The sequence below is a fragment of the Xanthomonas sp. LMG 12460 genome (genome assembly GCF_009192895.1).
GTDB classification, from domain to species: domain Bacteria; phylum Pseudomonadota; class Gammaproteobacteria; order Xanthomonadales; family Xanthomonadaceae; genus Xanthomonas_A; species Xanthomonas_A sontii.
Genome location: NZ_NKUH01000070.1, coordinates 1 through 26,074, shown reverse-complemented (window position 1 = coordinate 26,074; position 26,074 = coordinate 1). Strand labels below are relative to the sequence as shown.

Genomic DNA, 26,074 nt, shown 5'->3' with positions numbered 1-26,074 from the left:
AGCCGAACGCGGCGCGCGTCAGGGCGACGTTCCTGCGGCTCCCGCGACCTGCAACGCACGCGCGCCCGGCTGCAGGCGCGGCAACGGCCGGATGCGCACGCGGTGGGCACAGACGTCCACATCCGGATACAGCATCGAACGTCCGTTGCGAAAGGTGAAGCGGAGGTCGTAGCGGCATGCGGCGCCTGCGAGCGGGAAGGTCGCTGCGTCACCGCCACCCCGCAACGGCGCACCGAGCGCGACGTCACGGAAGGCATGGCTGCCTGGGGCAGCGACTGCCAGCGCCGTCAGCGCGTCGTAGGCGCGGTTGCTCAATTCCAGATAGCGAACCGGCTCGGCGGCGGCCGCCGCTGCGGTCGCGACGGACAGGGAAAGGGTCAAGGCAAGGACACGGATCGAGGGCATGACAGAGCTCCGATAGGAAGGATTCGCCAGCCGCGAGGGAACAGATTCCCTTGGTGCTGACGTGCCCATCAGGCCGCGTGGCCGTGCGGCTGCAAATCGATTCGGGACGAATCGTCGTTCTCGCGCTCCCAATCGTAGTGCGCGCGCATCGGCGCTTTCCATGGCGTGTCGCTGCGCCTAGGATGCGCCCGTCACCCCTCGGCCATCCCTGGATGAACGTCCGACTCGGCAGTACCCAAATCAGCCTGTGGCGCTATGTCGCGCTGTGGACGCTGGTGGCCATGGTGTTCATGCTCCAGAACATCATCAACAACGGTGCGTCTGCCGGCAGGTGGCCTCTGGAGGTGCTCATCCGGTGGTCGCTGATCCAGTGGTACAGCTGGGCCCTCCTGGCGCCCACCGTCTTCCGGCTCGCCGAACGTTTCCCCGTCCGCGGCGCCCAGCGCTTCCACGGGCTTGGCGCGCAGGCAGCCGCAAGCCTGTGCGTGACGTTCGCCGCGATGGTCATCGGCGCGCTGGTCTCCACTCTGTTCGAGCCCAGCGGTTTCGCTGAACAACTGAGGTATTTCCTGGAGCAGCACTTCGCCATCGGGTTGCTGACCTACTGGACCTTGTTCGCGATCCAGCAAGCGCTGCACTTTCACGCCGAGAAGGCCCGGCGCGAGGTGGAAGCCAGCCGTCTGGCCGCCGAACTCGCGCAGTCGCGCCTGCAAGCGCTCAAGAGCCAGCTGCAACCGCATTTCCTGTTCAACACGCTGCATGCCATCGTCACCCTGCTGGATGAAGACACCGTCGCCGCCGAGGACATGCTGCTGCGGTTGAGCGAACTGCTGCGCGCCTTCCTGGAAGACTACGACGGCCAGGAAATCACCCTGGAACGCGAACTGGCCCTGCTAGACCTGTATCTCGGCATCCAGCGCAAGCGCTATGGCGAGCGCCTGAGCACGAAGCTCTATGTTGCGCCCGGCACGCTGCACTGCGCAGTGCCCAGCCTGCTGCTGCAACCGCTGGTGGAAAATGCGATCCGCCATGGCATCGGCCAACGTGTCGGCAGCGACCGCATCGAGATCGAGTGCCGACGCGAAGGCGAAACGCTGTCCATCGAAGTGCGCAACGGCAACAGCACGCTGCAGGACAACAGCAGTGTGGGCGGACACGGCATCGGTTTCTCCAATAGCCGCCTGCGGCTGAAGGAACTCTACGGCGACAACGCCGACATCCGGCTCGACATGCTCTATCCGCAGGGCGTGTCCTGCCGTATCCGGCTACCGTTCCGCGAACTGGACGCCGAGGACGCCCCGGAGCACGTCGCTGCATGAGCATCACGGCGCTGGTCATCGACGACGAGCCGATCGCGCGCCACGCCATCGTGCGACTGCTGCGCGCCGATCCGGATATCGCACTGCTGGGCGAATGCGGCGATGGCGCCTCCGCGGTGATCGCGATCCGCAGCCAGTCGCCCGACCTGGTGTTCCTGGACATCCAGATGCCGGCCATGACCGGCATGGACGTCGTCGCCACGATCGGCGCGGCCAACATGCCGGCGACGATTTTCGTTACCGCCTACGAGCAGTACGCGGTCCGTGCGTTCGAGGCCAATGCGGTGGACTATCTGGTCAAGCCCTTCAGCCGCGAACGCTTCGCCGAGACGTTGCAACGCGCCAAACGACGACTGTCCTTCAGCAGCGGCGCGGGTTCCTTTGTCGAGACGCGCATTCTGCAAACCCTGGATGCGCTGCGCCAACGCGACGACTATCTGCAACGGATTCCGGTACGCGTCGACGAAGCGGTGGTGCTGGTCGCCGTCGAGGACATCGTCTGGATCAAGGCCAGTCGCAACACGGTGCTGATCCACCTGGCCGACCGCACCCATGAACTGCGCGAGACCATGGCCACGCTGGCCGCACGGCTGGACCCGCGCCACTTCGCCCGCGTGCATCGATCGGCGATCGTCAACCTGCGTCGGGTGAGGGCGATCCACCCCTGGTTCAACGGTCACCACGTGGTCACCATGGAGACGGGGCAGCAACTGCGCATGAGCCGCTACCAGCACGAAGCCTTCCTGCGCCTGGTGACGACGCACAAGGAAGGTTGACGAACGGGGGGCTGCGCCCGTCACCTCTTCAACACGGCGGCTCTTCTCATGGATGGCGAACCTCCTTGGGGGAAACCGCGTCACCGCGCCGATTCGGCACTTGACATAGACAAGGCAACACGTCATTAATTAACTAATTCGTTAATTAGATAATCCCCGATGTCCATCGACCGCGTCTTCGAAGCCCTCGCCTCGCGCCCCCGCCGCGAGATCCTGGCCTACCTGTCGGCACAGGAACTCACGGCCGGCGAGATCGCGCAGCGCTTCGCGATGAGCGCGCCGGCGATCTCGCGGCATCTGTCCGTGCTGGAAGCGGCCGGGCTGGTGGCGAGCGAGCGCCGCGGCCAGTTCGTGGTCTACCGGCTCACCCCCGACAACCTGGTCAACACTCTCAGCGGTTTCGCCTTCGAGATCTGCCCCAGCGCCGGCCCGCTCAAGCGCGAGTCGCGCAGGCAGGCCAAGCGCACCGCCTGACCCTTCCGCCACGGCAACAGGAGTCCGCCGATGACCGCCGCACCGCTCAGCGAACACGCCGCCGCACAAACCGGATTCCCCTCGGTGCGCCTGCCGTCCTACAGCGGTGGCTTGCCGGTGGAGGTCATCCTGATCGCCCAGCTCGGCGTCGGCGCCGGCGATCCGCTGATCGCCCAGGCCTGCCTGCGCCAGCGCGCGCATCCGCAGTTCCGCGACGCGCTGGACGAACCCTCGGCGCGCCTGGCCGGCACCGACTTCGGCAACGGCGAGTCGACCGCGCTGTATTCGTTCGCGGTCGGCAGCGGCGGCCATCCGTTCCATTGCCATGCCGGGCATCGCATGTTCACCGCGATCACCGGCAGCGGCGGCGCGCTGCTGCGTTTCAGCACCGCCTCGCCGGCGCAGCTGGCGCAGGATCCGCAGCATTTCCTCGCCGCGCTGCGGCATGTCGAATTGCCCGCCGACTGCCTGTTCAGCGTGCGCTTCGGCGGCGGCACCTGGCACCAGTTCGCGCCGCTGCGCGCGCAGTCGGGGCATCCGGCGTTCTTCGCCCTGTCCTGCCACAGCGACGAAGCCGGCGGCACGCTGGCCGAGGACGTGCGCGCGCAGGTGCTGGCCGGCACCGCCGATATCGCGACGCTCACCGAATTGCTGCCGGCGCCGGTCGCGACCCTGCTGGCGTCGCCGCAGGCGCAGGGGCTGGCCGTACCGATCGTGCGATTGTCGCTGGCGGCCTCGCCGGGCAGCCGGCGCCTGGCTTGGTGCGGCGGCCTGCGCGCGCTCAGCGGTCGCCTGCGGCAGCGGCTGGGTGCCTGGCGGCATCCGGCCGGCTTCGCGGCACTGGCGCCGCGCCTGTCGCGGGCGCGGGTGACGCCGCAGTTGCTGCCCGGCTCGCTGCTCGAACCGCAGCTGCCCGCGCACCATCACCAGGACAGCGTGCGGCTGACGGTGCCGGCGCAGGCGCTGCGGCCATTGGGAGCGCATGCGCTGATGACGGCGTTGCTGGACGGTTTCCTGCAGCACCCGCCGCGCGGCGTGACCTGGCTGATGCGCCTGCGCAACGTGCTGGTGGCGCCGCTGCGGCTGCGCACCTCGCCGCTGGGCTGCCCGGTGTCCTCGCTGCTGTCGCCGCAGCGCGATCAACTGTTTGCCGGGCGGTTCCCGGTGCTGGCGCAGGCCTCCACCGCGCAGGCGCGGCGCGTGCAGGTGCTGCTCGGTGCCGACGATCGCCACCTGGTGTTCCGCAGTTGCGTCGGGGTGACGCTGCGCGACGACGGCAGCGCCGAACTGAGCCTGGAAACGCGGGTGGCCTGCCGCAACCGCTTCGGGCACCTGTACATGGCACTGATCGCCGCCGCGCATCGCCGCTACATTGCCCCGACGCTGCTGCGCGCGGCCGCCGAGGCGCTGCTGCTGCCCATCGCCGAGCATGCCGGGCCGGATGCGGTCGCGCCGATGCATTGAGCGCGTCATCACCCCGCCTTAGCCGACGCCTGCCTAGCCTGCGCCTTCCCCCCAAGAGGAAGGCCCATGCCCCAGCTCCGCATCCGCATCACCGGCAGCGAGGACGATGCCCGCGCCATCATCAACCTGCTGTCGAGCCTGGACGGCATCGAGCACGTCGAGGAAATCGACGACCTGATGCCGCACATGGACGACGACGATTCCAGTTCCGCCGGCCTGCCCGACGACCAGGGACCGGGCACCCACGAAGTGGAAGTGGAGGCCGGCAACGCCGCCACCGCCCAGAAGGTGCGCGAGGCCGTGGAAGCCCTGGCGTTCGAACTGGACGTGGTCGTGGAGTTCGAACAGGACGAAGGCTGAGGGCCTGCATCCGGGGCGTTGCGCCGCGCGGCGCTGCGTCCTGGCATGCCCATGGCCAGCATCCGGGATTTCCAGAGGGGCCAGCCGTGCCTCAGGTACCCGACTTCAAGGCGTCGGGACTGAAGTCCCTCCCACAGTGCTCCCAGCCAATGTATCGCGAGCCCCGGCAGGAGTCGTTTTGCTGTTGCTCAAGCTTGAGTGTCAGACGAGAAGAACGGTAGCAGCCGCTTCAGCCGCGACCCGCCACCCATCGTCGTTCACGGCTCCTGGATGACATGCCACCGTTCCGTCGGCAACGCGTGGCAACACCGCGCGCGCTCACCTCCATCCGCTCCCGCCCGATTTCATCGGACGGGAACCGCGCCTGTCTCCTAGGCCGAACGACGCCGCCGTCGGCGCCAGGCGATCAGCCGCCAGAACGCATAGCCGAGCAGCACGAACGGGGCCAACCCCACCACCGCGCGGATCGCCCAGGCGATCGATCCGGCGAAGATTTCGCCGCTGTCGTGCAGCGCCTCGCCGATGTCGCTGCGGCTCCGCTCGGCGGTCGGCGCCGAGAACGTCAGCGTCACCCGCTGCGTATCCAGGCGCCGGCGCTGCTGTGCGGCTTCCTGGCTGGTGGCGAGCAATTGCGTCTCCACGGCGGCCAGTTTCTCCGACAGCGCGATCATGTCGGCCACGCTGAGATCGCGGCGCTGCTGGAACTCCTGCAGGCGCCGCTGCTCGGCCTGCAGGCGCTGGCGCTGCGCGTCGTTGTCCTGCACCGCCTGCGCCAGGTCCTCGGCATGGGTGGTACGGCTTTCGATCTGGCCGTCCTGGCCCGCCTGCGCGATCAACGGCTCGACCCCAGCCGGCGCGATCCGCACGCTGAGCTCACCGCGCGGCTGCTCGCCGCCGCGCTGCTCGACCTGCAACACGGTGCATGCGCCGAAACTGGATTTCAGGCAGCTTTCCTGGAGTTGTTTGAGCCGTGCGGGAATCTGCGCCACCGGCAATGCCACATCGACCTCGTGCTCATAGGCCAGGGACGGCATGGCGAAAGCGCCGGGACTCGGCGGCGGCGCTGCGACGGCTGCCTCTGCCGCCTGCGCTGCGGCCTCGGCGGCACTGGCCGCGCTACTGGCGGCATCGGCGGAATAGAGATGAGCGGCCGGCAGCGCCGCGCTCTCGCCTCCCCGGCTGCAGGCAGCGATCGACACCGCCAGCGCCAGGGAAGCGCCCCAACGACACCAGCGCCCACGCGCAGGCGCGACGACATCGAGCGTGCCAGCCGCTGCTGCGACGCCATCCGGATCGAACGCGGTGTCACCTACGACATGGCCACGATGGCGGCGTCCCTTGTCCTGCATTGCAGTGCTCCTGAATGGCGAAAGCGTTCAGGGTAATCCAATGGCAGGGGCGCTGGCAGCACGGCGCAGCTACCCTGGTGGATCGACCCACTCCAGGAACCCCGATGCGCAAGCACCTGCTCGCCGCCGCCCTGCTCGCCGCCCTTGCCGGCTGCCAGAAACCCGCCGACGCGCCTGCCGCCAGCAACGCCGCCCCCGGCTCGGCCGCCGCCGCGGCGGACCCGGCCGCCGACACTGCGTTCGACGCGCTTTCCAAGCGCGCCGTCGACACCTGGATGCAGCTGTCCCCGGTCGGCGCCACCCAGACCGGCGATCACCGCTACGACAGCGAACTGGACGACCTCAGCGCCGCGGGCCGGCAGAAGAGCCTGGACGCGAGCAAGCAGTTGCTGGCCGAGCTGGACAAGCTCGACGTCACCAAGCTCTCGCGCGAGAACCAGGTGGACGCGGCGATCCTGCGCAACCAGTTGCAGTCGGACATCTGGAACAGCGAGGTGGCACAAGGTTGGGCGACCGATCCACAGGTCTACAACGGCCTGGCCGGCGGCGCGATCTACGGGCTGATGGCGCGCGAGTTCGCGCCGCTGCCGGAGCGGCTGAAGTCGGCCACTGCGCGCATGGAGAAGATCCCGGCGCTGTTCGCGCAGGCGCGCGCCAACCTGGACCCGGCCCGCGTGTCGGAGATCAGCGCCAAGACCGTGGCCAAGCAGAACCGCGGCATCCTCAGCATCGTCGACAGCTTCATCGCCCCGCACATCCAGGAACTGCCGCAGGCCGACGCGCAGCGCCTGCAGGCGGCGATCGAGGGCCTGAAGAAGGCCGTGGCCGAACAGCAGACCTGGCTGGACCAGACCCTGGTGCCCAACGCCAAGGGCGACTTCCGCCTCGGCGCGGAGAAGTACGACCAGAAGCTGAAGTTCGCGCTCAACTCCTCGCTGTCGCGCGCCGAGATCAAACAGCGCGCCGAGGCCGAGCTCTCGCGCGTGCGCCAGGACATGTACGGCATCGCCCGCACCGTGCTCAAGGACAAACCCGGCGCGCCGGCCCTGGTCGATGCGCCCAGCGACGAACAGCAGCAGAAGGCGATCGAGGCCGCACTGGAGCTGGCCTATGCGCAGCATCCGGCGCGCGACAAGGTGGTCGAGGACGCCAAGGCCTCGCTGGCCGATGCCACCGACTTCGTGCGCAAGAAGGATCTGGTGACCCTGCCCGACGCGCCGGTGGACATCATCCTGATGCCCGAATTCCAGCGCGGCGTGGCGGTGGCGTACTGCGATTCGCCCGGTCCGCTGGACAAGAACCTGAAGACCTTCTACGCGGTGTCGCCGATCCCCGACGACTGGAACGCGCAACAGGCCGACTCGTTCCTGCGCGAGTACAACAGCCGCATGATCCACCTGCTGAGCATCCACGAGGGCGTGCCCGGGCATTACGTGGAAGGCTGGCATTCGGCCAAGTTCCCGTCCACGCTGCGCGGCGTGCTGCGCTCGGGCGTGTTCGCCGAAGGCTGGGCGGTGTACACCGAGCGGATGATGCAGGAGCAGGGTTATCTGGACAACGATCCGCTGTTCCACCTGGTGCAGCTGAAGTTCTATCTGCGCAGCATCGCCAACGCACTGCTCGACCAGGGCGTGCACGTGGACGGCTGGAGCAAGGAACAGGCGCTGCACCTGATGGTCCACGACACCTTCCAGCAGCAGAGCGAAGCCGAGGGCAAGTGGGTGCGCGCACAGCTGACCTCGGCGCAGCTGCCGACCTACTTCGTCGGCGTGCAGGAGCACCTGGACCTGCGCAAGGCGATGCAGGACAAGCTTGGCGACAAGTTCAACCTCAAGGCCTACCACGACCAGGTGCTGTCCTACGGCGCCCCGCCGGTGCGGTTCGTGCGCGAACTGATGCTGGACGAGCCGATCAAGTAGTCGGGATCGGGGAGTCGGGATGACGGGCCTGCGGCCGTGGTGAAGCCCTTGAGGATTGGCAAGAACGTCTGGCCCCTGCTGCTGCATGGTCGTTGATACGGGCGCGATACCGTGTCTGCGCGATGCGGGGTTGATGGGCTGTCGCTGCGCACTGCCTCACCCTCACCCCCCTCTCCCGGAGGGAGAGGGGCTTTGGCCTCTCCCTTCTCCCCTCGGGAGAAGGTGCCCCGAAGGGGCGGATGAGGGTACGAGCGCCGCCTCGTGCAATCACGCGGATGCAGGCTGGTTTCGCGACGCTTTGCGGTGGCTTGCATTTTGTGCAGCGGCAGGCCAGAGGCGAGGCGCGAGGTCATGCACCGCCAGCGCGACGACGCCCGCTCATCGGTGCGCGGCGCACGCGTCGTCGATGCGTTCACCGGCTGGGCGTAACAACGCCACCATCTTCGCCGACGCGTTCGATCGACGGCCGCCACGACCGCACGACCTCACGCGAGTCAGCCCACGCGGTCTGCCGGCGTCTCGCTGCTCCACAACAGCATCGCGTCGCCGTAGCTGAAGAAGCGGTAGCGCTCGGCGATGGCGTGGCGATAGGCGGCGAAGATGCGCTCGCGGCCGGCGAAGGCCGAGACCATCATCAGCAGCGTGCTTTCCGGCAGATGGAAGTTGGTCACCATCGCGTCGACACTGCGGATGCGATAGCCCGGCAAGATGAAGATCTGCGTCTCGCCGGCGAACGGATGCAGTTCGCCGTCCTTGGAGGCGCTCTCCAGCGCGCGCACCACCGTGGTCCCCACCGCGATCACGCGGCCGCCGGCCGCACGCGTGTGCCGTACCTGCTCGACCAGGCTGGCGCCGACGTTGAGCCACTCGCGATGCATCTGGTGCTGCTCCAGCGCTTCCACCCGCACCGGCTGGAAGGTGCCGGCACCGACGTGCAGGGTCACGTGCCCGACCTCGACCCCGCGCTGCTGCAGCGCCTGCAGCAGCGGCGCGTCGAAATGCAGCCCGGCGGTCGGTGCGGCGACCGCGCCGGCCTCGCGCGCGAACACGGTCTGGTAGCGCTCGCGGTCGTCCAGGCCCGGCTCGCGGCGGATGTACGGCGGCAACGGCAAGCGTCCTGCCTGCTGCAGCCAGTGCTCCAGCGCGCCGTCCACATGGAACTGCAACTGGTAGAACTCGCCATCGCGGCCCAGCACCTCGGCCTCGCCGCCGGCATCCAGGGCGATGCGTGCGCCGGCCTTGGGCGACTTGCTCACGCCCAGTTGCGCCCGCGCGCGCTGGCCGCCGAGCAGCCGCTCGATCAGGATCTCGACCCGCCCGCCGGTGCTCTTCTGCCCGAACAGCCGCGCCGGGATCACCCGCGTGTCGTTGAAGATCAGCAGGTCGCCGGCACGCAGCAACTCGGGCAGGTCGCGCACATGCCCATCGGCGAAGGGCGCCGGCGCCGGCGGCACCAGCAGCAGCCGGCTGGCCGAGCGCTCGGCCAGCGGTTCCTGCGCGATCAGGTCTTCAGGCAGGTCGTAGTGGAAATCGGACTTTTTCAAGGCGCCGGGGGAGATCGGGAATGGGCCGGCCATTGTAGCGGCGCCGGGATTGGGCATTCGGGATTGGGGATTCGTTGAAGCAGAAGCGGGATCCCGCTCTTGCGAATCCCCAATTCCGAATCCCGGCGCTTCAGCGCTCGAATTTTGTGGACAGAATGATCGACGAGGTAGTGCGCTCCACCCCGTCCAGCGCGCCGATGCGGTCGGTCAGTTCGTCCATGTCGTTGACGCCCGGTACCACGCCGAGCGCGATCAGGTCGAAGGAGCCGCTGACCGAATGCAGCACGCGCACCGCATCGATCTCGCGCAGTGCCTTGACCACCGAGGTCATCTTCTTCGGCAGCACGGTGATCAGGATGTGCGCGCGGATATGGCCCTGTTCGTAGTCGTCGCGGGTGCGCACGGTATAGCCGCAGATCACGCCCTCGCGCTCCAGGCGCTCGATCCGGCTCTGCACGGTGGTCCGCGACACGCCCAGGCGACGGGCGATCTGGGCGGTGGAGGCGCGCGCGTCCTCGCGCAGCAGCGACAGCAGGGCATCGTCGGAGGCGGTGATCTTCATGACCACCGATTTTCGTCGAATCGACGAAAATGCGTCAATTCCTGCACGGATTCACGCTGCCATTCGACGATCCTGTCCCGATAATAGAAAGGATCGTCGCCAGACAGCCCGCCTTCAGGAGATCTCCATGACCGTACTCGGCCCCCTCGCCCCGCTCCGTGCCCACGCCGGCGATCGCCTGACCCAGGGCCTGGACGACGCCAGCATCGCGCGCCTGGCGGCCTCGCATCCGTCGCTGCGCGCGGCGATCGACGCGGCCGGTGCGGACTACGCGCGCATCGCCGCGGAGTTCGGCGACCTGCTCGACCTCGACGAGACCGAGCAGATCCGCCGCCTGCAGGCCGGGTTCGTCAATTTCTACGCCGACGACGCGGTGACCCCGTACGTGGCGTTGAGCGCGCGCGGCCCGTGGGTGGTCACGCTGAAGGGCGCCGTGCTGTACGACGCCGGCGGCTACGGCATGCTCGGCTTCGGCCACACCCCGGAGGCGGTGCTGGAGGCGATGGCGCGGCCGCAGGTGATGGCCAACGTGATGACCCCCAACCTGTCGCAGCTGCGCTTCGAACGCGCGCTGCGTGCGGAGATCGGCCACCGTCGCGGCGGCTGTCCGTACGCCCGCTTCATGTGCCTCAATTCCGGTTCCGAATCGGTGGGCCTGGCCGCACGCATCGTCGACATCAACGCCAAGCTGCAGACCGATCCGGGCGCACGCCACGCCGGCGCCAGGATCAAGCGCCTGGTGGTCAAGGGCAGCTTCCACGGCCGCACCGACCGGCCCGGCATGTACTCCGACTCCAGCCGCAAGACCTATCTGCAGCACCTGGCCAGCTACCGCGGCGACGATGGGCTGATCGCCATCGCGCCCTACGACGTGGACGCGCTGCGCCGCGCCTTCGCCGAGGCCGAGCAGCACGGCTGGTTCATCGAGGCGGTGTTCCTGGAGCCGGTGATGGGCGAAGGCGACCCCGGCCGCGCGCTGCCGCCGGCGTTCTATGCCGCCGCGCGCGAACTGACCCGCACCCACGGCAGCCTGCTGCTGGTCGACTCGATCCAGGCCGGCCTGCGCGCGCACGGCGTGCTGTCGGTGGTGGACTATCCCGGCTTCGAGCAGCTCGACCCGCCGGACCTGGAAACCTATTCGAAGGCGCTCAACGCCGCGCAGTACCCGCTGTCGGTGCTGGCAGTGACCGAGCACGCGGCGCAGGTGTACCGCAAGGGCACTTACGGCAACACCATGACCAGCAACCCGCGCGCGCTCGACGTCGCCACCGCGACCCTGGCGCAGCTGACCCCGCAGGTGCGCGCCAACATCCGCGAGCGCGGCGCCGAGGCGGTGCAGAAGCTGGAGAAGCTCAAGGCCGAACTCGGCGGCGCCATCACCCAGGTGCAGGGCACCGGCCTGCTGTTCTCCTGCGCGCTGGCCCCGCAGTACAAATGCTACGGCGCCGGCTCCACCGAGGAGTGGCTGCGCCAGCACGGCGTCAACGTGATCCACGGCGGCGAGAACTCGCTGCGCTTCACCCCGCACTTCGCGATGGACAGCCAGGAATTGGATCTGCTGGTCGGGCTGATCGGCCGCGCCCTGCGCGAAGGCCCGCGCGTGGCACAGGCCGCGGCGGCCTGAACCCCGCTGCTTGCGGTGCCGCAGGACGGCGCCGCAAGCGGCCAATCCCGACAGCATTGGCGCGTGCCGCCCTTGCACAGAGGGCGAGTATCGGCCTGGCTTCGTGGTCCGCCGACACTGGCGACGCTCATGGCGACACGCAATCTGGCACTGCACCACCCGCTCCTTCGGCATACGTTGAAACGCACCTGGTGCGACGATCCGGCAGCGACCCTGCGCCGTCGGTACCACGCCATCTCCGGGCAGCATCGGCTGCCTGACACCGGCGCGCCTCTCTACCGCCCCTAGTTCGGACTTCCACCTACCCGCAGCGCCCGTCTGGTCGGCGCTGGCGTCGCGCGCCCGCACGGACGGGCCCCAAACCACTCAGTGCCGGGTCCTTTGGCCGATTGCGCGCCTCGGTCGATGGTCCGCATTTTCTGGCGAGTCCGGCTATCCGAACCGCGGCGGACCGGCACCGATGACAAAGAGATTGCAAACAATTCGCATTTGCATGGAAAATGAATGCACTGCCTGCATCGCATGCGCGGCAGACACCGTTTCGCCCAGCCGCCCGATCTCGCCGCCGCGGCCGCTCCCACTGGGGGACGGCCGCTGTCCGCGATCGGGGTGCCGTCCCTCCTGCAAACCGAACCGCCCATGACCTCCCCGATCAAGCGCCGCAAACACACCGTGACCCGCCAGGCCGCCGCGCCGACCCTCACCACCGCCGTGCTGCTCGGTGGGCTGAGCCTGCTTTCCCCCGCGCATGCGGACACCGGCGACCAGCCCACCACGCTGGACAAGGTCGACGTGCAGGCCCAGCGCGCCAAGCGCTACCTGGTGGAAGTGCCGGACTCGCCGAAGTTCACCCAGCCGCTGATCGACACCCCGCAGACCCTCAACATCATCGGCAAGGACCTGTTCAACGAACAGGGCGCCACCACTCTCACCGAAGCGCTGCGCAACAGCCCGGGCGTGGGCACGTTCTATGTCGGCGAGAACGGCAACACCAGCACCGGCGATGCGATCTACATGCGCGGCTTCGACAGTTCCAGCAGCATCTTCGTCGACGGGTTGCGCGACCTCGGCTCGATCTCGCGCGACGTGTTCAACATCGAGCAGATCGAGGTCGAGAAAGGCCCGGCCAGCACCGACAACGGCCGCAGCGCGCCGACCGGCGCGATCAACCTGGTCAGCAAGCAGGCGCACCTGGACAACGCCAGCAGCGCCACGCTGTCCGGCGGCGACCATGGCCAGCGCCGCGCGACCGCGGACTGGAACCAGGCGCTGGGCGCCAGCAGCGCGCTGCGGTTGAACGTGATGGGCCAGGACAGCGACGCCATCGGCCGCGACCATGTCGTCAACAAGCGCTGGGGCCTGGCCTCGTCGCTGGCGTTCGGCCTGGGCACCGACACGCGCTACCTGCTCGACCTGCTGTACGTGAAGCAGGACAACGTGCCCGACGGCGGCGTGCCGACGATCGGCCTGCCCGGCTACAGCTCGCCCGACCCCGCACGGCCGTGGCTCGGCGGCGCGGCGCGCGTGGACAGCAGCAACTTCTACGGCACCCGCGACGACCACGACGACGTGACCGCGAAGATGGCCACCTTCCGCATCGAGCACGACGTGTCCGACACGGTCAAGCTGACCAATACCGCGCGCTGGGGCCGCAACGAGCAGGACTACCTGCTGTTCGCGTTCATGCCCAACGCCGCCAACCTGCGCACGCCGAATCCGGCGGATCCTGCGACCTGGACAATGCTGCGCAGCCTGCCGACCTTCAAGGACCAGCAGTACACCACCCTCGCCGACCAGTTGAACCTGCGCGTGGACTTCGCCACCGGCGCAGTGCAGCACAACCTCAGCACCGGCGTGGAAGCCTCCCGCGAGGAACTGCGCAGCTGGGGCCACAACATCGTCGACCGCGCCGCCTGGCTGGCGGCCAATCCGGCCAACCTGTATGCGCCGGACTTGAACACCACGCCGCTGCGCACCGCGCGCAACGGCGCGCGCAGCCATGGCACCACCACCACCTACTCGGCCTATGCCTTCGACACGCTGAAGTTCGGCGACAGCTTCCTGGTCACGGCCGGAGTGCGCGCGGATCGCTACAAGACCGACTTCGACAGCCTGGTGTGCAGTTCCGCCACCTCCACCGCCGCGCCCTGCACCACCGTGGTCGGCCTGGACACCGACATCGCCGACACGCTGTTCAGCTGGAAGCTCGGCGCGGTCTACAAGGCCAACGAGGACGTGAGCGTATACGCCAACTTCGCCACCTCGCAGCAGCCGCCCGGCGGCAGCACGCTGGAACTGAGCGCCTCGGCCAACAACGCCAACAATCCGCGCTTCGATCCGCAGAAGGCCAAGACCGCCGAGGTCGGCACGAAATGGAACTTCCTCGACGACGCGCTGTTCGCGACGCTGGCGCTTTTCCGTACCGACGTGAACAACGAGATCGTGCAGGGCAGCGACGGGCTGTACTACCAGAGCGGCGCGAAGCGCGTGCAGGGCATCGAACTGTCGGCGGTGGGCAAGCTGACCGAGCGCTGGTCGCTGTCCAGCGGCTACACCAAGCTGGATGCGCGGGTGCGTCAAGGCACGACCGTCTCGCAGGACGGCAGCCAGGATCTGGCCTACACGCCGGACAGCGCGTTCACCGCCTGGACCACCTACACCCTGCCGTTCGGGCTGACCGTCGGCGGCGGCGTGCGCTACTCGGGCGAGATGAAGCGCGGCCGCGACGGCGCGGTCGGCACGCCGGCGTTCGTGAAGTCGTACACCGTGTGGGATGCGGTGCTGAGCTATCCAGTCAACGACCACGTGGCGCTGCGCCTGAACGCCTACAACCTGTTCGACAAGGACTATGTCGCCGCGATCAACAAGAGCGGCTTCCGCTACACGCCCGGCGCGCCGCGCTCGGTGCTGCTGACCGCCGAGGTCCGGTTCTGACCGACCGCGCCTGCCAACGCGCAGTGGACGCCCTATCCTGGGCGTCCACCGCCGGAGCGCCGCATGCTGCTGCACATTCCCGACATCCTCACCGCCACTGAAGTCGCGCGGTTTCGCGAGGCACTGGAGACCGCCGACTGGGTGGACGGCCGCGAAACCGTCGGCGCGCAGGGCGCGCAGGTCAAGCGCAACCTGCAACTGGCCGACGCCTCGCCGCTGAAGCAGGAGCTCGGCCAGGCGGTGTTGAGCGCGCTGGCGCGCAGCCCGCTGTACTTCGCCGCGGCGCTGCCGCTGCGCACCATCCCGCCGCGCTTCAACCGCTACAGCGGCGGCGGCAGCTACGGCCTGCACGTCGACGGCGCCGTGATGACCCAGACCGCCACCGCCGCGCAGCCGGCGCTGACCGTGCGCAGCGACCTGTCCTGCACCCTGTTCCTGAGTGCGCCGGAGGAGTACGACGGCGGCGAACTGCTGATCCACGACACCTACGGCGAACACGAGGTCAAGCTGCCCGCCGGCGACCTGATCCTGTATCCGTCCAGCAGCCTGCATCGGGTCGCGCCGGTGACGCGCGGCGCGCGGCTGGCTTCGTTCTTCTGGGTGCAGAGCCTGGTGCGCGACGCCGGCCGGCGGCAGACCCTGTTCGACCTGGACACCGCGATCCAGGCGCTGACCGCCAGCGGCGCGGACGCGGCGGCGCTGCTGCGCCTGACCAACGTCTACCACAACCTGCTGCGCGACTGGTCGGAGACATGAGCGGGCGTGGCGACCGGAACGCCGAACATGCCGCCGGCACACAGTCGCGCAGCGTAGGGCACCTGCGCGCTGCCGTTGTACGGTCGCACTGGGTCGACGCGTGAGTCGCCCCGCTTCACCGACCGCAGTCCGCGCCAGCGCCGGCATCGCCACGCTGCACGGCAGCAGCATGGGCACGCGCTGGAGCGCCAGGCTGCTGCCGCCCCAACGCAGCGACCTACACGCATTGCGCGATGCGATCCAGGCGCAGCTCGATCTGGTCGTCGCGCAGATGAGCACGTGGGACGCGCAATCGGATCTCAGCCGCTACAACCGCGCCGACGCCGATACCTGGCACGCCTTGCCCGCCGCGTTCGACACGGTGCTGCGCTGCGCGCTGGAAGTGGCGCATCGCAGCGGCGGCGCCTTCGATCCCACGATCGGCGCCGTGGTCGGCGCGTGGGGTTTCGGCGCCACCGCCGGAGATCGGCGGGTGCCGGAGCCCGCCGCACTGCAACAGGCCCGCGCCGCGGGCGACTGGCGCCGGCTGACCGTCGACGACGCGGGCCGCTGGCACCAGCCGGGCGGGCTGCATCTGGATCTGTCGGCGATCGCCAAGGGCTACGGCGTCGACCTGGCAGCGACGGCGCTGCGTGCGCATGGCGTGGAAAGCGCACTGGTCGAGGTCGGCGGCGATCTCTATGGCTACGGTCGCAAGCCGGACGCGCAACCGTGGCGGGTGTTGATCGAGGCCGCTGCGGACGAGCAGGTGCATGGCGACGCATCGCCGCGCGCGCTCGCGGTCGACGGCCTGGCGGTGGCCACCTCCGGCGACCGCTGGCACCACTTCGAACAGGACGGACGACGCTATGGACACCTGCTGGATCCGCGTCGCGGCCGACCGATCGCCGCGACGCTGGCCGCGGTGACGGTGGTGGCCGCCGATGCCATGCGTGCCGATGCCTGGGCCACTGCCCTGAGCGTGCTCGGTGTGGAGGCCGGGCTGGCCTGCGCCGAGCGCGAAGGACTGGCGGTGCGCTTCCTGGTGCGCCAGGACGGCGCAGTGCAGGAACGGCTCAGCAGCGGCTTCGCGGCGTTAGCACGGGGCTGAGCTGAGCGCGGCACGCTGCTGGATGAGCCGCGGCCGGGAGAACACCAGGGCACCGCGCGAGACCTGGCGCCGGCGTGTTCCGGACAACGCGCCGCGACCCGACCGCCACTGCTACGGTTGCGGCTTCGGCCGCGGCGACGCCAGGAACGCCACGCCGTCGCGCCATCAGCGCGACGCCGGCAACCCCATGCGCTGCAGCTCGAACACATAGCCCTTGCCGCGTACCGTGCGGATCCATTGCGGCACCAGCGGGTCGTCGCCGAGCTTCTGGCGCAGCCGCGAGACCTGCAGATCGATGCCGCGGCTGCCCGCAGGCATGCTGGCCTCGCCGTCGCCCAGCGCGGTGCGCAGCGTCTCACGCGTGAGCACCTCGCCCGGCTGCTCCAGGAACACCGCCATCAGCCGCAATTCGCCGGGCGACAGCGGGATCGTCCGCCCGTCCGGCGCCACCGCCTGGTGCCGCGCGGCATCGACCTGCCAGCCGCCATGCGCCGCTGCCGGCGGCTGGGTCGCGCGCACCCGACGCAGCACCGCGTTGAGCCGCGCCACCAGTTCGCGCAGGTCGGGCGGCCGCACCAGGAAGTCGTCCGCACCCAGATCCAACCCGATCACCCGGTCCACCGGCTCGGCGCGGTCGGCCATCATCACGATGGCGATGTCGCCGCGGTCGCGCAGTTGCCGGCACAAGCGCAGGCCCTCGGCACCGTCGAGGCCGGCATCGAGCACCACCGCGTCGTAATGCCCGGCCGCCAGTTGCGCCTGCAGGTGCGGCGCACTGTCGGCGTCGTGGGCCTGCAGGTTGAAACACGCCAGGTAATCGCGAATCCGGTCGCGCAAGACCGCGTCCGCGTCCGCCACCAGAATTTTCGCCAACCACCTGTTGTCCGAGAGCACCTGTCGGCTTCCGCTGTACGGCCCGGATGGCCGCGTTCGCGCATTGGACGCGGTCGGCGTCGACGCTGCAAGAGCCGCGCGCGTGGTGCAGCGGGCTCAGTCCGCCGGCGTCGGCAGGGCCTCGATGCGCATCGCCAACACCTCCCCGCCCCCGCTCAAAGCAAAGCGGCGCCTGGCATCGGCGGCCAACCAGGCGCTGTCGCCGGCCGCCAATGGCGGCAGTCCGCTGGCCGCATCGAACTGCGCTTGCCCTGCCAGAAGATGAACGGCCCAGGCGACACCGGGTTCGGCGAAGAACAGCATCGGCCCGACCAGCGGCCGGTGCAGCAGTTGCGTGCGCAGCCGGTCGCGTCGCCACATGAGGTTGAAATCGTGGGTCGGCCCGTCCAGCAACTCGCCACGCAGCGGCCGCTCGCCGGCGAAGCGCAGACGCGCGCAAGGATCCTGCAGCACCTGTTCCTCGCCGTCGTCGAAACGCAGGCGCACGCCGTTGCCGCGCAGCAGGACCAGTTCGCGGTCGATCCCGGGGAAAGGCGAAAAGGCGGCATCCTGCTCGATCTCGGCGATGGACAGGCGCAGCACCCAGTCATCGCCGGCGGCCGGCAGTCGCAGGATCTCCCGGGTCCAGCCCAGGCCGTTGCGCCAGCGTTCGCGGCGATACTCATTGGCGGGGATCACCCGCGCGGGCAGCGTGCACCAGTCCATGCGCGCATTCTGCACGATCAGGGCAAGGGGCCTGTCCTTGGCCAGCCCGAATATGCGACGCAAGAGGCGCCATGGCGCCCAAAAAAAACATCGCCCGGCTGCACGTCACTGTGCAACGCCGGGCGACGATGTACCTCCCTGTCGGCTTCCTGCCTTCCCCCTTCGCATCCTGCTCAGTGAGGCTGCGGCCGCGCGTCCAGCGCCGGCCCTATCCTTTCGTTGCAAATCCCTTTAACGCCTTTCCACCGGCTTGGCAGCTGCCTGCTTGGCGGCTGTCGGTGCGGGTGCCTTCGTGGCGCCCACATCGATCCGGTCGCGGTTCCGCTCGACCGTCTTGAGTCCGATGCCTTTCACCAGTGCCAGTTCCTCGGCGCTCTTGAAAGGTCCGTGCGCCTGCCGGTAGTCGACGATCGCCTGGGCCTTGGAGGCCCCCACGTTCACCAACACCTGGTCGATTTCCTCCGCTCCAGCAGAGTTGATGTTGACCTTGTCCGCGGCGAGCGCGGAACCGGACAGCATCAGGGCAACGACCAGCGACTTCAGGACCACGATAAAAGACTGCATGGCAACGCTCCTTGTGACTTGGATGGGGACTTCGCCGGCCTTTCCTGCCGGCGTTGTCAGCATCGCTCGCCACATGGGTACAGCCTATCGTCGGAACGCGTCACAAACAGCAGGTAAACGGCGCGTCGCCGTGTAGGAAAAACCCTACACGGGCACCGGGGCGTAGAATGGCTGCACACGTGTGCAATCACTTCGGAGCTTTTCATGGACAGTGCCAAGATCGACCGTTTCCTGAGCGAAAAGTGGGATGACGACATCGTCCCGCAACTGGTCGATTACATCCGCATCCCCAACAAATCGCCGATGTTCGACGCCGATTGGGTCGCGCATGGCTACATGGCCGATGCGGTGGCGCTGATGGAGCGCTGGGCGCGCGCGCAGGCGATCCCCGGCCTGCAGGTGGAGGTGGTGCAACTGGAAGGCCGCACCCCGTTGATCTACCTGGAGGTGCCGGCCAGCAGCGACGCCACCGGCGAGGACACCGTGCTGCTGTACGGGCACCTGGACAAGCAGCCGGAAATGACCGGCTGGGACGCCGACCTGGGCCCATGGACGCCGGTGCTCAAGGGCGACCGCCTGTACGGCCGCGGCGGCGCCGACGACGGCTACGCCCTGTTCGGTTCGCTGGCGGCGATCCAGGCGCTGCAGGACCAGGGCATCCCGCACGCGCGTTGCGTGGTGCTGATCGAGGCCTGCGAGGAATCGGGCAGCTACGACCTGCCCGCCTACGTGGACCATCTGGCGGCACGGATCGGCAAGCCGTCGCTGGTGGTGTGCCTGGATTCGGGCTGCGGCAACTACGAACAACTGTGGTGCACGACCTCGCTGCGCGGCCTGGCCGGCGGCAACTTCAGCGTCAAGGTGCTCAGCGAAGGCGTGCATTCGGGCGACGCCTCCGGCGTGGTGCCGTCGAGCTTCCGCGTGCTGCGCGACCTGCTGTCGCGGCTGGAGGACGAAGCCACCGGCAAGATCAAGGTCGACGGCCTGTACGCCGACATCCCCGAGGAGCGGCTGGCGCAGGCGCGCAAGGTCGCCGAGGTGCTGGGCGACGAGGTCTACAGCAAGTTCCCGTTCCTGCCCGGCATGCGGCCGATGCACGAGGACCTGTCCGAGCTGGTGCTCAACCGCACCTGGCGCCCGGCGCTGTCGGTGACCGGTGCCGACGGCCTGCCGCCGCTGGCCTCGGCCGGCAATGTGCTGCGCCCCGAGACCGCGGTGAAGCTGTCGCTGCGCCTGCCGCCGACACTGGACGGCAAGCACGCCGGCGAACTGCTCAAGGACGTGCTGCTGCGCGATCCGCCGTACGGCGCCGAGGTGTCGCTGGCGCTGGAGAAGTCCTCCTCCGGATGGAACGCACCGGCGCAGTCGCCGTGGCTGACCGACGCGATCGAAGCGGCCTCGCAGGCGGCGTTCGGCAAGCCGGCGATGTACATGGGCGAAGGCGGCTCGATCCCGTTCATGGGCATGCTCGGCGAGAAGTTCCCCGGTGCGCAGTTCATGATCACCGGCGTGCTCGGCCCGCATTCCAACGCGCACGGCCCGAACGAGTTCCTGCACATCCCGATGGGCAAGCGGGTCACCGCCTGCGTGTCGCGGGTGATCGCCGCCCACCATGCCGCCAGCCTGCGCGGCGAGACCACCGGCAGCGCGGCGGTGGCCGGCGGCGAGCAGCATGGTGGGCATGGGTGCTGTTGATGGGGCCGGGATGGCGGGAGTCGGGATGGCGGGAGTCGGGATTGGCGAAGCCTGTTTCCTGAGTGACTGATCCGTCCCCTGCTTGCGGCGGGAGAGGCGTCGGCTCCGAAGCGGCGCCTTTCCGATGGTGTCATCGGTGCAGCGCGGGCGGCCGCCTTCCATGGGCGTGCCGCCTGCGCCGCGCATCCAAGCATCGACGCCATCACAGTCGATCTGGCACGATCCGACGCTGATCCCCCTCCGCGCTCGGAACGCTCTCCATGCACACTCTGTTCGGCAGCGACAGCTGGCTCTACATCATCCTGGTGGGCTTCGTGGTCGGCCTGCTGGCGCGTTTCCTCGGCCCCAGCAGCGGACGCTCCGGCTGTCTGTTCACGGTGTTGCTGGGTATCGCCGGCGCGCTGCTGGCCGGCTGGTTCGGCCACTACATGGGCTGGTACAGCCGTGGCGAGCCGGCGGGCTTCCTCGGTGCGCTGCTCGGCGCCATCGCCCTGCTCGCCTTGTTGCGGCTGTTCTCCAGCAAGCGCTGAGGCACGGCGCGCCGCTCGCCACGGCGGCGGCGCCCGTTTACGCTGTGCGGCTCGTTTCCGCCGCAGCCTGCCGATGAGCGCCAGCCCGATGGTTCCCGATGTCCTTGCGGCACGCGCCGCGCAACGCCTGGCCTGGGCGCGCACGGCCCTGGACGACGCACAGGCGACGCTGCAGCGCGCCTCGGTGGACGCCGGCCAGCGCAGCTACTGGCGCAGCCATGGCCCGGGCGTCAGCCGCATCGTGATGGATTCGCCGCCGGACCTGGAAGACGTGCGGCCGTGGCTGCGCATGCACGCGCTGCTGCACGGCGGCGGCGTGCGGGTGCCGACGATCCTGGCGCAGGACGCGGAGGCCGGCTTCCTGCTGCTGGAAGACCTGGGCCAACCGACCCTGGCGCAGAGCCTGGACACGAACACGGCGGACGCGCACTTCGACGCCGCGCTCGGCCAGCTGCTGCGGCTGCAGGCGATCGCGCCGCCGCCGGGCATGGGCGTGTTCGGCGAGGCGCTGCTGCAACGCGACGCGGGCCTGTTCGAGGAGTGGTTCCTGCAACGCCACCTGGGCATCACCCTGGATGCCGACGAACGCGCGGCCCTGCACGGCGTGCAGCGCCAGCTCATGGACAACGCGCTGACCCAGCCGCAGGTGCTGGTGCATCGCGACTTCATGCCGCGCAACCTGATGCCGGCGGCCGACGGTCCCGCCGTGCTGGATTTCCAGGACTGCGTGACCGGACCGGTGGCCTACGACCCGGTCAGCCTGTTCAAGGACACCACGGTCAGCTGGCCTTTGGCGCAGGTCGACGCCTGGCTCGCCAGCTATCACGCGCGTGCGCTGCAGGCCGGGATTCCGGTGCCGCCGCTGGCGCAATTCCTGCGCGACGCCGAGTGGATGGGCGTGCAGCGCCACCTGAAGAACCTGGGCATCTTCGCGCGGCTGAACTACCGCGACGGCAAGGCCTGGTACCTGGACAACGTGCCGCGCTTCATCGCCTACCTCGACGAGGCATTGCCGCGGCACCCCAGCCTGCAGCCGCTGGCGCAACTGCTGCAGACGCGGATCAAGCCGGCCCTGGCGCAGCGCGCGGCGGCCGGCGCATGAAGGCGCTGATCTTCGCCGCCGGCCTCGGCGAGCGCATGCGTCCGTTGACCGCGCACACGCCCAAGCCGCTGCTGGCGGTGGGTGGCACGCCGCTGATCGTCTGGCACCTGCGCAAGCTCGCCGCGCTGGGGGTGCGCGAGGTGGTGATCAACACCTCGTGGCTGGCCGAACAGTTCCCGCAGACGCTCGGCGACGGCAGCGCGTTCGGGCTGCGCATCGCCTATTCCTACGAAGGCGCCACCCCGCTGGAAACCGGCGGCGGCATGCTGCACGCGCTGCCGCTGCTCGGCGAGGCGCCGTTCCTGCTGGTCAACGGCGACATCTGGACCGACTTCGATTTCGCCCGACTGGCGCCCGAACCGCCGGGCCTGGCGCAACTGGTGCTGGTGGATCCGCCGGCCTATGCGGCGCACGGCGATTTCGCCCTGCAGGAGGACGGGCACGTGCACAACGCCGGCGACCCGCTGCTCACCTACGCCGGCATCGGCATGTACCGCCCCGCCCTGCTGCGCGACTGGCAGACCATCGCCGCCCCGGCGCCGACCGCGCCGGGCGTGCCGCCCCGCTTCTCGGTGGTGCCGCTGCTGCGTGCGCAGGCCGAACGAGGCCAGCTGCACGGCCTGCACCACCCTGGCCGCTGGACCGACGTGGGGACGCCGCAGCGGCTGGCGGAGTTGGATGAGGGGCTGGGAATGAGGAAACGGGAATCGGGAATCGGGAAAAGCTGATTTCCCGCGAGCTTCGGCAGCCTCAACCACGGCATACGTCGTCGCCCATCATAGGTCGTAGGTTCAAATCCTGCCCCCGCAACCATCTTTGTCTGCAGCGGCAACCAGTGCATCGATTGCAAGCTACTTTTTGTTCTTCTGGCTTCTACGTACTGCTTCAGTCCTCGCGCTTCAGCTTTTACCCATTCCCGATTCCCCATTCCCGATTCCCAGCCTCCGCAAAAACGGCACCGTCACCCGCCGCTGCGCCGCCAGCGATTCGCGGTCCAGGCGCTCCAGCAGGCCGATCAGGCCGGCCAGGTCGCGGCCGGCGTGGGTCAGCAGCCAATCGATCGCCGCATCCTCCAGCACCAGGCCGCGGCGCTGGGCGCGCTCGCGTAGCACCGCGGCGCGGCCGGCGTCGTCCAGTGGCGCCAAGGCGATGCGGGTGCACTGCGACAGCCGCGAGCGCAGATCCGGCAGGCTGAGCGCCAGGCCGTCGGGCATCGCCTGCGCGGTGTACAGCAGGGTCACCCCGGCGCTGCGCGCACGGTTGTGGAAATCGAACAGCGCCACTTCGTCCTCGCGCTGCCCGGCGATCGCTTCCAGGCCGTCGAGGGCGACCAGATCGCGGCCCTCCAATGCTTCCAACGCATCGCGCAGGCGGCCGGCGGCGGCCTGCAGCGGCAGGTAGGCGGCGCTGCGCCCGGCCTGTTCGGTGGCCGCGCACAGCGCCAGGGCCAGATGGGTCTTGCCGGTACCGGCGGGGCCGGACAGGTACACCCAGTCGTCGGCGGCGCCGTCGGCGACCGCCTGCAGCTGCGCCAGCAGCCCGTCCGGCGCGCCCAGATAGCGATCCAGGCGCTGCTCCGGCGGATAGCGCAGTGCCAGCGGCAGTTGCGGCACGCTCACGGCTGGTCGGGGCTGCGCGGCGGCAGTTCGATGATGGTGGTGCGCTCGGTGACCGTATCCAGCAGGATCGCCGACTTCTCGCCCGCGTACAGGTCGCTCTGCCGGTACTGCTCGTGCAGGTAGTGCAGCAGCACGTTGGCCACCGCCGCCACCGGCAGCGCCAGCAGCATGCCGAGGAAACCGAACAGCTGGCCGCCGGCCATCACCGCGAAGATCACCGCCACCGGATGCAGGCCGATCTTGTCGCCGACGATGCGCGGGGTCAGCACGTAGCTTTCCAGCAACTGGCCGACGGTGAACACCACGCCGACCAGGATCAGCAACTGCAGGTCGAAGCCCTTGGCCTGCACCAGTGCGGCCAGCACCGCCAGCAGGATGCCGGTGGTCGCGCCCAGGTACGGGATGAAGCTGATCAGGCCGGCGACGATGCCGATCAACAGGCCGAGCTTGAGCCCGACCAGGGTCAGGCCGCCGGCGTAGATCACGCCCAGCGCCAGCATCACCAGGAACTGGCCGCGGATGAACGCGCCCAGCACCTCGTTGGACTGCTGCGCCAGGCGGGTGATGGTGCCGACGTGGTTGCGCGGGATGGTGGCGGCCACGCGCGCGACCAGCAGGTCCCAGTCGCGCAGGAAGTAGAAGGTCAGGATCGGCAGCAGCACCAGGTTGACCACCCAGGTCACCATCGCGAAGCCCGAGCGCGACAGGTAGCCGAAGAAGGTCGCGGCGACGCCGCCGGCCTGCTGCCAGTGCCCGCGGATCCAGTCGATCAGCCGCTCCGGATCCAGCCAGCCCATCAGCTCCAGCCCGGTCTTCCGCTCGGCCCACGGGATCGCGGTGCCGATGAACCAGTCGCGCGCCTGCGGCAGCACGTCGATGAAGGTGACGATCTGCCGCTCCAGCATCGGCACCAGGATCACCAGCGCCAGCACCAGCAGCAGCACCATCAGCACGAACACCAGGGTCACCGCCATGTTGCGCGAGCGCCCGGCGCGCTCCAGGCGGTCCACCAGCGGGTCGCCGAGCCAGCCGAGCAGCAGCGCCAGCACGAACGGGGTCAGGATCGGCGCCAGCAGCCACACCACCCACAGCACGCCGACGATCACCGCCGTCCATTTCAGGCGGCGCAGGAACAGCGCGATCTCGGCTTCGGGCGACAGCGTCATTTCAGGCGGTACTCCGTCGGCTCGCTGTTGAGGATCACCGGACCGTCGACCGGCGCGACCACCGGCTGCAGCGCGGCGTCCGGGCCGAGCATGCGGTTCAGGCCGGACACGCCGCTGAGCAGATCCAGATCCAGTTCCAGGCGATCGCCGTTGGCGCGGACCGGCACGATGCGCCGCACCACCGAGGCGTTCTGCAGCGCGGCGGAGGCGCGCAGGTAATCGTCGGCGCTGCGGATGCCGGTGATCACCACCCGATAGATCCCGGCCGGGCCGGCGCTGACCGCCTTGGCATAACGCTTGACCAGGGCATCGGCGGCGCCGTCGGCACCGCTGGCCATGGCGCGGCGCGCGTCGGCGTCGCTGGACGACCAGGTCGACAGCACCTTGCCGCTATCGACGAAGGTCCAGTCCGCGGTCCAGCCGCCGGCCTTGCCGCGGTACAGCTTGCCGATCAGTTGCATCGGCGGGCTGTAGCGCGACGAGGCGCTGGCCACCGCCGCGGTGTCCTGGCGCCAGATCGCGCCGGCCAGGGCCTGCTCGGCGGCGTTGCCGGTGGGCAGGCCGAGGCGGAAGCCACGCTCGATCGCGCGGTCGAGCAGGCTGCGCGCGGCGTTGGACTGCTGCACGCCGACCAGGCGCGGGCCGCTGCCGTCGTCGATGGCCAGCCACACCACCGGCTTGGGCCGCGGCTGCGGCCACACCGGCAGGCCCAGCGCCGCGGCCAGGCCGTCCACGTCCTGCGGGCGGAAGCGCGCCACCAGGATGGTGCGGAAGGTGGGCGCACCGCTCGGCGAGGTGCCCTGGTCCTGGCGGTAGTCGAAGGTGTCGACCAGGTTCTTGGCGTTGCGCAGCGCCTGGGTCACCCCGGGCCGCGACATCACCCCCTTGTCGCCGGAGATCTTGCCCAGCACCACGCCGAGCGCGCGGGACAGGGCACCGTTGCGGTCGGCCTCGCTCTGGCTGTTGACCGGCACCTCGGCATCGTAGGGGCCGGTGGCGCCGGCCACGTCGCCCTCGGTGCGCAGCTCGGCCTGGGCCAGGGCGGTCGCGGCGGGCAGGCACAGCGCGAAAGACAGGAGGAAGGCAAGGCTGCGGCGCATGAAGGGTCCAGTACTCGGCGTATCCGGGGCGAATTGTTGCCCGAATGCGGGCCTAGCGCCAATGCGGCCTGTTAAAATCGCCGCCTTTCCGCCGACCCCGCCGCCCGTGACCACTTCCCAGCC

The 26,074-nt window shown here is 69.3% G+C and carries 24 protein-coding genes; 14 read left to right on the top strand and 10 right to left on the bottom strand.

What is annotated here, in order from left to right; genetic code table 11:
- Positions 1–18 precede the first annotated feature (18 nt).
- On the bottom strand, positions 19–405 hold the full coding sequence (locus CEK66_RS14345) for a hypothetical protein (RefSeq protein ID WP_152237365.1): 387 nt from the start codon (positions 403–405) through the stop codon (positions 19–21).
- 212 nt (positions 406–617) lie between these two features.
- Between CEK66_RS14345 and CEK66_RS14340 the strand changes: the two genes are divergently transcribed.
- From CEK66_RS14340 to CEK66_RS14320, 5 genes are all read left to right on the top strand, one after another.
- On the top strand, positions 618–1,724 hold the full coding sequence (locus tag CEK66_RS14340; protein ID WP_152237364.1) for a histidine kinase: 1,107 nt from the start codon (positions 618–620) through the stop codon (positions 1,722–1,724).
- A complete protein-coding gene (locus CEK66_RS14335) occupies positions 1,721–2,500 on the top strand; it encodes a LytTR family DNA-binding domain-containing protein (protein WP_150409006.1) in 780 nt (259 codons plus the stop codon). The genes CEK66_RS14340 and CEK66_RS14335 overlap by 4 nt, the downstream gene beginning before the upstream one ends.
- 159 nt (positions 2,501–2,659) lie before the next feature.
- Positions 2,660–2,974, top strand: a complete 315-nt coding sequence (locus CEK66_RS14330; protein WP_019798027.1) for a metalloregulator ArsR/SmtB family transcription factor — start codon at positions 2,660–2,662, stop codon at positions 2,972–2,974.
- Between the two features lie 30 nt (positions 2,975–3,004).
- Positions 3,005–4,438, top strand: a complete 1,434-nt coding sequence (locus CEK66_RS14325; protein WP_152237363.1) for a DUF2867 domain-containing protein — start codon at positions 3,005–3,007, stop codon at positions 4,436–4,438.
- A gap of 66 nt (positions 4,439–4,504) precedes the next feature.
- On the top strand, positions 4,505–4,798 hold the full coding sequence (locus tag CEK66_RS14320; RefSeq protein ID WP_017909065.1) for a hypothetical protein: 294 nt from the start codon (positions 4,505–4,507) through the stop codon (positions 4,796–4,798).
- A gap of 371 nt (positions 4,799–5,169) precedes the next feature.
- Here the strand turns inward: CEK66_RS14320 and CEK66_RS14315 are convergent, their stop codons facing one another.
- Positions 5,170–5,832 carry a DUF4349 domain-containing protein gene (locus tag CEK66_RS14315; RefSeq protein WP_226978615.1) on the bottom strand — a complete coding sequence of 221 codons (663 nt, stop codon included), beginning with the start codon at positions 5,830–5,832 and terminating at the stop codon, positions 5,170–5,172.
- Positions 5,833–6,251: 419 nt separating this feature from the next.
- Here CEK66_RS14315 and CEK66_RS14310 point away from each other — a divergent pair, with 419 nt between their 5' ends.
- Positions 6,252–8,066, top strand: a complete 1,815-nt coding sequence (locus CEK66_RS14310) for a DUF885 domain-containing protein (RefSeq protein WP_152237361.1) — start codon at positions 6,252–6,254, stop codon at positions 8,064–8,066.
- Positions 8,067–8,560: 494 nt separating this feature from the next.
- Here CEK66_RS14310 and queA read toward each other — a convergent pair whose 3' ends face one another.
- Together queA and CEK66_RS14300 are read right to left on the bottom strand one after the other, a co-directional pair.
- Positions 8,561–9,610, bottom strand: a complete 1,050-nt coding sequence (gene queA / locus CEK66_RS14305; protein ID WP_152237382.1) for a tRNA preQ1(34) S-adenosylmethionine ribosyltransferase-isomerase QueA — start codon at positions 9,608–9,610, stop codon at positions 8,561–8,563.
- A gap of 130 nt (positions 9,611–9,740) precedes the next feature.
- Positions 9,741–10,172, bottom strand: a complete 432-nt coding sequence (locus CEK66_RS14300) for an Lrp/AsnC family transcriptional regulator (RefSeq protein ID WP_017909210.1) — start codon at positions 10,170–10,172, stop codon at positions 9,741–9,743.
- Positions 10,173–10,299: 127 nt separating this feature from the next.
- On the opposite strand from CEK66_RS14300, the gene CEK66_RS14295 reads away from it, so the two are divergent.
- The 4 genes from CEK66_RS14295 to CEK66_RS14280 all read left to right on the top strand — a co-directional run bounded on the left by CEK66_RS14295 (position 10,300) and on the right by CEK66_RS14280 (position 16,576).
- Positions 10,300–11,796: an aminotransferase class III-fold pyridoxal phosphate-dependent enzyme gene (locus CEK66_RS14295; protein WP_152237360.1), complete on the top strand. Its 1,497-nt coding sequence runs from the start codon at positions 10,300–10,302 to the stop codon at positions 11,794–11,796.
- Positions 11,797–12,435: 639 nt separating this feature from the next.
- Positions 12,436–14,730 carry a catecholate siderophore receptor Fiu gene (locus CEK66_RS14290; RefSeq protein ID WP_152237359.1) on the top strand — a complete coding sequence of 765 codons (2,295 nt, stop codon included), beginning with the start codon at positions 12,436–12,438 and terminating at the stop codon, positions 14,728–14,730.
- Positions 14,731–14,793: 63 nt separating this feature from the next.
- Complete coding sequence (locus CEK66_RS14285; RefSeq protein WP_152237358.1) at positions 14,794–15,486, top strand: Fe2+-dependent dioxygenase; 693 nt, start codon at positions 14,794–14,796, stop codon at positions 15,484–15,486.
- A gap of 169 nt (positions 15,487–15,655) precedes the next feature.
- Entirely contained in the window at positions 15,656–16,576 is a 921-nt protein-coding gene (locus CEK66_RS14280) for an FAD:protein FMN transferase (RefSeq protein ID WP_152237381.1), read from the top strand.
- A gap of 165 nt (positions 16,577–16,741) precedes the next feature.
- Here the strand turns inward: CEK66_RS14280 and CEK66_RS14275 are convergent, their stop codons facing one another.
- The 3 genes from CEK66_RS14275 to CEK66_RS14265 form a co-directional block, all read right to left on the bottom strand.
- Positions 16,742–17,434: a response regulator transcription factor gene (locus CEK66_RS14275; RefSeq protein ID WP_017913796.1), complete on the bottom strand. Its 693-nt coding sequence runs from the start codon at positions 17,432–17,434 to the stop codon at positions 16,742–16,744.
- A 132-nt stretch (positions 17,435–17,566) separates the two neighbouring features.
- On the bottom strand, positions 17,567–18,175 hold the full coding sequence (locus CEK66_RS14270) for a HutD family protein (RefSeq protein ID WP_152237357.1): 609 nt from the start codon (positions 18,173–18,175) through the stop codon (positions 17,567–17,569).
- A 231-nt stretch (positions 18,176–18,406) separates the two neighbouring features.
- Positions 18,407–18,739, bottom strand: a complete 333-nt coding sequence (locus CEK66_RS14265) for a ComEA family DNA-binding protein (RefSeq protein ID WP_017909203.1) — start codon at positions 18,737–18,739, stop codon at positions 18,407–18,409.
- Positions 18,740–18,943: 204 nt separating this feature from the next.
- Here CEK66_RS14265 and CEK66_RS14260 point away from each other — a divergent pair, with 204 nt between their 5' ends.
- The 4 genes from CEK66_RS14260 to murU all read left to right on the top strand — a co-directional run bounded on the left by CEK66_RS14260 (position 18,944) and on the right by murU (position 22,794).
- Positions 18,944–20,434 carry a M20 family metallopeptidase gene (locus tag CEK66_RS14260; protein ID WP_017909202.1) on the top strand — a complete coding sequence of 497 codons (1,491 nt, stop codon included), beginning with the start codon at positions 18,944–18,946 and terminating at the stop codon, positions 20,432–20,434.
- 260 nt (positions 20,435–20,694) lie between these two features.
- A complete protein-coding gene (locus CEK66_RS14255) occupies positions 20,695–20,964 on the top strand; it encodes a GlsB/YeaQ/YmgE family stress response membrane protein (RefSeq protein WP_010344083.1) in 270 nt (89 codons plus the stop codon).
- A 73-nt stretch (positions 20,965–21,037) separates the two neighbouring features.
- Positions 21,038–22,066, top strand: coding sequence for a phosphotransferase (locus tag CEK66_RS14250; RefSeq protein ID WP_152237356.1), 1,029 nt, complete (start codon positions 21,038–21,040; stop codon positions 22,064–22,066).
- Positions 22,063–22,794, top strand: coding sequence for an N-acetylmuramate alpha-1-phosphate uridylyltransferase MurU (gene murU, locus CEK66_RS14245; protein ID WP_152237355.1), 732 nt, complete (start codon positions 22,063–22,065; stop codon positions 22,792–22,794). The genes CEK66_RS14250 and murU overlap by 4 nt, the downstream gene beginning before the upstream one ends.
- Positions 22,795–22,965: 171 nt before the next feature.
- Here the strand turns inward: murU and hda are convergent, their stop codons facing one another.
- From hda to CEK66_RS14230, 3 genes are read right to left on the bottom strand one after another with little or no spacing between them, the layout of a single operon-like run.
- Positions 22,966–23,685: a DnaA regulatory inactivator Hda gene (hda, locus tag CEK66_RS14240; protein ID WP_152237354.1), complete on the bottom strand. Its 720-nt coding sequence runs from the start codon at positions 23,683–23,685 to the stop codon at positions 22,966–22,968.
- Positions 23,682–24,851, bottom strand: coding sequence for an AI-2E family transporter (locus CEK66_RS14235; protein WP_017915780.1), 1,170 nt, complete (start codon positions 24,849–24,851; stop codon positions 23,682–23,684). The genes hda and CEK66_RS14235 overlap by 4 nt, the downstream gene beginning before the upstream one ends.
- Positions 24,848–25,951: a DUF2066 domain-containing protein gene (locus tag CEK66_RS14230; RefSeq protein WP_152237353.1), complete on the bottom strand. Its 1,104-nt coding sequence runs from the start codon at positions 25,949–25,951 to the stop codon at positions 24,848–24,850. Before CEK66_RS14230 ends, CEK66_RS14235 begins: the two co-directional genes overlap by 4 nt.
- Between the last annotated feature and the right edge of the window lie 123 nt (positions 25,952–26,074).

Excerpts from the sequence above, each read along its gene's own strand:
- CEK66_RS14345 (WP_152237365.1), bottom strand. The coding sequence starts at position 405 with ATGCCCTCGATCCGTGTCCTTGCCTTGACCCTTTCCCTGTCCGTCGCG.
- CEK66_RS14340 (WP_152237364.1), top strand. The coding sequence starts at position 618 with ATGAACGTCCGACTCGGCAGTACCCAAATCAGCCTGTGGCGCTATGTC.
- CEK66_RS14335 (WP_150409006.1), top strand. The coding sequence starts at position 1,721 with ATGAGCATCACGGCGCTGGTCATCGACGACGAGCCGATCGCGCGCCAC.
- CEK66_RS14330 (WP_019798027.1), top strand. The coding sequence starts at position 2,660 with ATGTCCATCGACCGCGTCTTCGAAGCCCTCGCCTCGCGCCCCCGCCGC.
- CEK66_RS14325 (WP_152237363.1), top strand. The coding sequence starts at position 3,005 with ATGACCGCCGCACCGCTCAGCGAACACGCCGCCGCACAAACCGGATTC.
- CEK66_RS14320 (WP_017909065.1), top strand. The coding sequence starts at position 4,505 with ATGCCCCAGCTCCGCATCCGCATCACCGGCAGCGAGGACGATGCCCGC.
- CEK66_RS14315 (WP_226978615.1), bottom strand. The coding sequence starts at position 5,832 with ATGCCGTCCCTGGCCTATGAGCACGAGGTCGATGTGGCATTGCCGGTG.
- CEK66_RS14310 (WP_152237361.1), top strand. The coding sequence starts at position 6,252 with ATGCGCAAGCACCTGCTCGCCGCCGCCCTGCTCGCCGCCCTTGCCGGC.
- CEK66_RS14300 (WP_017909210.1), bottom strand. The coding sequence starts at position 10,172 with ATGAAGATCACCGCCTCCGACGATGCCCTGCTGTCGCTGCTGCGCGAG.
- CEK66_RS14295 (WP_152237360.1), top strand. The coding sequence starts at position 10,300 with ATGACCGTACTCGGCCCCCTCGCCCCGCTCCGTGCCCACGCCGGCGAT.
- CEK66_RS14290 (WP_152237359.1), top strand. The coding sequence starts at position 12,436 with ATGACCTCCCCGATCAAGCGCCGCAAACACACCGTGACCCGCCAGGCC.
- CEK66_RS14285 (WP_152237358.1), top strand. The coding sequence starts at position 14,794 with ATGCTGCTGCACATTCCCGACATCCTCACCGCCACTGAAGTCGCGCGG.
- CEK66_RS14280 (WP_152237381.1), top strand. The coding sequence starts at position 15,656 with ATGGGCACGCGCTGGAGCGCCAGGCTGCTGCCGCCCCAACGCAGCGAC.
- CEK66_RS14270 (WP_152237357.1), bottom strand. The coding sequence starts at position 18,175 with ATGGACTGGTGCACGCTGCCCGCGCGGGTGATCCCCGCCAATGAGTAT.
- CEK66_RS14265 (WP_017909203.1), bottom strand. The coding sequence starts at position 18,739 with ATGCAGTCTTTTATCGTGGTCCTGAAGTCGCTGGTCGTTGCCCTGATG.
- CEK66_RS14260 (WP_017909202.1), top strand. The coding sequence starts at position 18,944 with ATGGACAGTGCCAAGATCGACCGTTTCCTGAGCGAAAAGTGGGATGAC.
- CEK66_RS14255 (WP_010344083.1), top strand. The coding sequence starts at position 20,695 with ATGCACACTCTGTTCGGCAGCGACAGCTGGCTCTACATCATCCTGGTG.
- CEK66_RS14250 (WP_152237356.1), top strand. The coding sequence starts at position 21,038 with ATGAGCGCCAGCCCGATGGTTCCCGATGTCCTTGCGGCACGCGCCGCG.
- murU (WP_152237355.1), top strand. The coding sequence starts at position 22,063 with ATGAAGGCGCTGATCTTCGCCGCCGGCCTCGGCGAGCGCATGCGTCCG.
- CEK66_RS14235 (WP_017915780.1), bottom strand. The coding sequence starts at position 24,851 with ATGACGCTGTCGCCCGAAGCCGAGATCGCGCTGTTCCTGCGCCGCCTG.
- CEK66_RS14230 (WP_152237353.1), bottom strand. The coding sequence starts at position 25,951 with ATGCGCCGCAGCCTTGCCTTCCTCCTGTCTTTCGCGCTGTGCCTGCCC.